Source organism: Escherichia sp. MOD1-EC6098 (assembly GCF_002965865.1).
Lineage (GTDB): Bacteria > Pseudomonadota > Gammaproteobacteria > Enterobacterales > Enterobacteriaceae > Escherichia > Escherichia marmotae.
The window spans coordinates 1-4,818 of sequence record NZ_PTSN01000048.1; the positions used below are offsets into that span (position 1 = coordinate 1).

5 protein-coding genes and 1 pseudogene are annotated in these 4,818 nt (G+C 42.2%); 2 read left to right on the forward strand and 4 right to left on the reverse strand.

Annotation, left to right across the window (positions count from 1 at the left end; all coding sequences use genetic code 11):
- On the forward strand, positions 1-452 hold a 452-nt coding region (locus tag C0K55_RS25195; RefSeq protein ID WP_123059777.1), incomplete at its 5' end, for a YagK/YfjJ domain-containing protein.
- 212 nt (positions 453-664) lie between these two features.
- Here the strand turns inward: C0K55_RS25195 and C0K55_RS25200 are convergent.
- From C0K55_RS25200 to C0K55_RS25215, 4 genes are all read right to left on the reverse strand, one after another.
- Positions 665-1,225, reverse strand: coding sequence for a recombinase family protein (locus C0K55_RS25200; RefSeq protein ID WP_028132707.1), 561 nt, complete (start codon positions 1,223-1,225; stop codon positions 665-667).
- A gap of 281 nt (positions 1,226-1,506) precedes the next feature.
- Entirely contained in the window at positions 1,507-2,097 is a 591-nt protein-coding gene (locus C0K55_RS25205) for a hypothetical protein (RefSeq protein WP_105267020.1), read from the reverse strand.
- A 420-nt stretch (positions 2,098-2,517) separates the two neighbouring features.
- Positions 2,518-2,790 (reverse strand): hypothetical protein, encoded by a 273-nt coding sequence (locus tag C0K55_RS25210; protein ID WP_054413158.1) that lies wholly within the window; start codon positions 2,788-2,790, stop codon positions 2,518-2,520.
- 738 nt (positions 2,791-3,528) lie between these two features.
- Positions 3,529-3,912: a hypothetical protein gene (locus tag C0K55_RS25215; RefSeq protein ID WP_138984128.1), complete on the reverse strand. Its 384-nt coding sequence runs from the start codon at positions 3,910-3,912 to the stop codon at positions 3,529-3,531.
- A gap of 487 nt (positions 3,913-4,399) precedes the next feature.
- Between C0K55_RS25215 and C0K55_RS25220 the strand changes: the two are divergent.
- A pseudogene (locus C0K55_RS25220) lies at positions 4,400-4,818 on the forward strand (YagK/YfjJ domain-containing protein); the annotation flags it as partial.

The following is a 4,818-nucleotide window of genomic DNA, read 5'->3' on the forward strand; positions in this document are numbered from 1 at the left end:
GGATACGACAGCTATTTAAGAAATTGCGCGAGCGTCTCAAGTCAAAAACTAAAAGACCAGAAGGTGTAACAAGCCCAATCAATGAATTCGCTTTCAGTTGGGTGCGTGAGAGACATGAGGTAGAAAAAGACCATTACCATTGCTGGATTGCACTACCACATCGGCAAATAAACCGATTGGGAGGGAGATCATACGGAGTGGGAAGCGCAATCATTGATATCTGGTGTCAACTAACTGGTGGTGAGCATACGCTGGTGCATTTAGCGAAGAAGAAGGCCGAATACCCAAACCATTATGTTATCGAGCGCGGTCAACCTGAAACACTGGAGGGACCGATCTATTGGCTATCGTATCTGGCTAAAGTTCGCGGGAAGTATCAAACAGGAAAATACGATCGAGTGCATTCAACCTCGCAACTTCGTAACAGAATAACTCGCTCGCGAAATAATTAATATAGCAGCCTCTAAGGCCGTAAATCCCCAAAAAATTTTCCTTACCTATACAAAAAACGCGCTGCACACCCTTTTAAGCGCGTTTAACAACGTTTTCTCCCCGCTATCTTAGGCGACATAAAAATATGGCGCATAATTCTCATTTCTGAAGCTCTATCAAACGCCCTGGCTATCATGGGCGTTGATATTAATAATCGGACATATATTTCAATCTACAGAGATTTACTTAATTCCTTCTTGATTCGAAAAAATGTAGCTCGCCCACATCCAACTAACTTATAAATCTCTTCGTTGGTATATGTTCCTTTAGCCAAATATTCAGCGACCTTCTTGCGGATTTCATCATCTTTTTGTCGCCCTTTGAACACACCTTTCGCCTTTGCAATCTTGATACCCTCTGCCTGTCTTTGACGAATAAAAGAGCGTTCCAACTCACCAACGGCTCCCAACATGGTGGTTATGAACTTGCTGGTGGGGGAATCATCAAAAGTCATGTGATTATCTATAAACTCAACTCTCACGCCCTTTGTAGTCAGTTCATCCAGTATATCCAGAAGGTCACGGGTATTACGTGCCAGACGGTCAACGCTTTTAACTCGAACTGTGTCACCAGAGCGAACTTTACTCATTAACTCTTTTAAAGCTGGCCTGTCTGCATTCTTACCGCTGGCCTTATCAATCAAAATCTCATCAACCAGTGTTTCTAACGCTTCAATCTGGCGTGATTCATTCTGATCTTTGCTGCTTACTCGTACATACCCGAAAGTTCCCATAGTCCCCCCAAAAAGTCTCATATCAATGACATCAACGATACAGTATCAAATAAGTTAAAATAAAGCAATTTTGATACTCAGTTCCAACATCAACGACACGTATCAATTACGTCTACTCAAAGGAGACCACGGAATCCCTCACCGATATTTCGATTTTAGGGCTACTCGATGCTTGCTAGCGTGACCGATATTAGACCATGCAGCTCATGCGCTATGGTTGATAACATGATGAAGTGTTCAGGAGGAAAGCAGGTAATTACTAAACTTTCCCCCCAAAGTAGTTAATCGAATAAATCGAATAGATCGCTCAAGGGTGCTAGCGTGACGTAAATATAACCATCATCCCGTTCTTCAATGACAATAGGCATATCTGCACCATTGGATAATACAGCCTTAGCGCGGTAATGCTGATCAGTGATTTCTTTAATATCTTCAACAACAAGACATGTCACATTACTTCCCTTATCTTTCAATATTGAAGTTGTAACCTCGCACGCTGTGCTTTTAAGAGCGTCGTTATCAGCTAAAACAGCAGTGGTAAAGCAAACACCCAACAGAATTACAATGTAAACGAAAGACCATACCAATCGTCGACTCAATTTCGCTCCCACGGCTTTAGATCGACTGTAAACATACAGAGGCGAAAAAAGAATAATCCCTATAACCGAGGCCGCAAACTGAGGCGCATATTCATTCACAGCCTTAGCTATTTCTTTTTGGTCAAATATTATGCAAGCAATAGCGGCTACATAAAAAACAGCGATGGTAGCTGTATCATTCATAGTAAAAAAGTAGGTTACCAATGGGAGCAACGGAGTAGCCATGTATAAGAAAAAATAAATATTATTAATTTTCAAGTTGTTATGCGTCATTAAAGAATCCCTATCTACTACAAGTTAGCTTATAACTAACACCAAAATGTTGATTGCAAATCTACATCACGATGTACGCGCTTATTGTACGGCAAGAGTATTCATAGACAGGTATATCAACTAACAATTGACCTTCTACGCCAAGCAGTCAGACAGCGGATGTAACAAGTGATAATGGCAAGTTAAGAGGGGGAGAGGATATAGATACACAAGCTAGACAGAAGCATCGCTACACAGGCTGAAAAAAACATCAGCGCGTAAGTGCTCAAATCAAACTATCGGGGAAATTCCGCTTCCTTACTACATTCGGTAACAAATACTTTTACTAAATGTAGTTATGGAAGCAGAATTTGATTAAATCAATCTAACTTGCTTGATAAGTTCAGGCAAAATGATGCTTAAAAAGAAACTAAGTAGCCACTATTTTTCATAGCTGGCACGGATACTTTCCAACTTGGTATTTCCGTGGACAGAAGAATTACCATCCCCAGAGACAACGGTACAGGTCAGTTTACAAGAGCTTAAAAGAGGACAAATACGGTTATCCAAAAAATCAGATAAACGGGTCCCACCGGATGCCTGACGCTGATAATCATAAGGAGGTACTTCAATATCCATATCATCAGAGCGCACAATAATCCGCACACCTTCACGCTCAAAAACCTGCCGTTCGAAATCAAAAATAGAAGGCATAAGCACACCCTATATAGCCACTAAACAGGCATATTATAATGGCTTATATCGAGCTTATTCAAGCATTAAAACGGTGTAAGGGATACGTACCAGCTCAAACAACCTTCTGCTTCCTCGCCCACTAGTTCGGTCGCTAGGTCTGCGGCGAGCGGCAACAACAATCTGGCAGGTTCAAAACGATGTACATACGATAAATGTACAAAAGCCCCGTGACAGAATCACAGGGCTTCGGTACTCTAATTCTTTGCAGATACCTGCCAGGATCAGACGTAGCAATCTAAATCCTAGCAGGGCTGGCTAGCTTTGTCACTACCAGCTTAATACCATTCAACGACATTAAACCCATATCTGCACCTTAGATGCTCAGGTCTTAGCCCCGGACTCCGGCAGGATAAACAGGCAAACGGTGGGAACGTAACTTAACCGCGAAAGAGTTAGGCTCTACCCCGTCTCGCTGTACGATAACTAGCACCTGATAAAATGAGCAACTAAGGAGCTGTAAGAGGTAAAGTGTGATTGCAACCGTCTGGCACTTCACCCACACAATCGAACCTTTTGCAGGGTGAGACAAAAACAAGAAACGAGCTAGACGAAGGTCGCTCCGCTCCCCGTTTTCTGGTGTACCCACCACGGGGGCATTAGGCAGACATTACCTTTTTTCAGGCCACCTGAAACACAAACCTCCTAAAACGAATAACCCCGTTTAGCTCGTTAGAGAGTGTTTTAGAGGCCTTAAAATCAATTCTGATTGTTTTGATAATCATCCCACTCTTCAAGGATTACCCCCTGAATAGCGTATGCAGGCCACGTAGGGTTCATTCTGACAAACTGCTTGATGTCCATACCGAAAGACTCATTGAACCACTCGAATCCTCCGGTCAGTCTGATCGTTCGTCTAAGAATTTTCATTCCATGCTCACTTTCTGCGGGGGCTAATTTATTCGGAGATGTAATCCCGTATTGACTACGGAGCCTTGCCCAGTGATTAGCGTCAGCGAAATGTTGGCGTATTTTTCCCGCTTCTGCCAGCGCAGTCCATTCTCGCTTTTGTTGCTCTCTCTTTTCTTTAGCCAACTGGAGAGCAATTTCTCTCTCTTGTTTTGACATTGAGTAAAACATCATTTTTCTCCGTAAATTGAAAATTTACTCTGCAGATGCCTTGGAAAATCAATTTCCGTTGATAATTTTAACTACCCCGTGGTGTGAATCCGCAAAACCTAGTTCGTGACTTCGTTTTAGTGACCCTAAAATCGATTTTAGGGCATAACTCAAAACCAGATTCACCACCAACTAACACACCAAACCATGTTAACGCACATCCTCAAATCAAAAAAAATTGAGGATAACAAACCCGAAAAGCACCGATGGATAAAAACGCTTGCACATCGATGCACTTGACACTAACATACATAATAGGATTTTATATACCGTAAACTTTGTACGAAGAAATACTAATGCCGTTATTTGCCTACCTCACCCTTTATTTATGCGCCTTTATAGGCATCGCAGTAGCAACATTTGTCGGTGGTCATAATGATAATAACGGCATGTTATATGGATCAGTATTTAACAGATGAGAGTAAATTTATGTAAAGTAAGAGGAGGTATATTGTTAGAATTAGTACATCCGCAGTCAGTGCAATCACAGCTCACACAAACCACGCCTTACACAGTCATAACTCACGCTCACGGTAGGTATCCAGTCATTGCTGGTGATACGTTTTACCATAATGGTCGCGCGTACCAAATCAACACTACGGAGAAATCCGGTGTTCGGTTAGATATCCTCAGGCCGATAGTGGAGGAACTTGATGCCATGTTATCTAGTTACAGTCGAGTCTTCTTGAGTCGCTTCGATTTGCGTCTGCCTGATGGTACTGCCGTAGAAGAAAGCAACAAATGGATACGACAGCTATTTAAGAAATTGCGCGAGCGTCTCAAGTCAAAAACTAAAAGACCAGAAGGTGTAACAAGCCCAATCAATGAATTCGCTTTCAGTTGGGTGCGTGAGAGACATGAGGTAGAAAA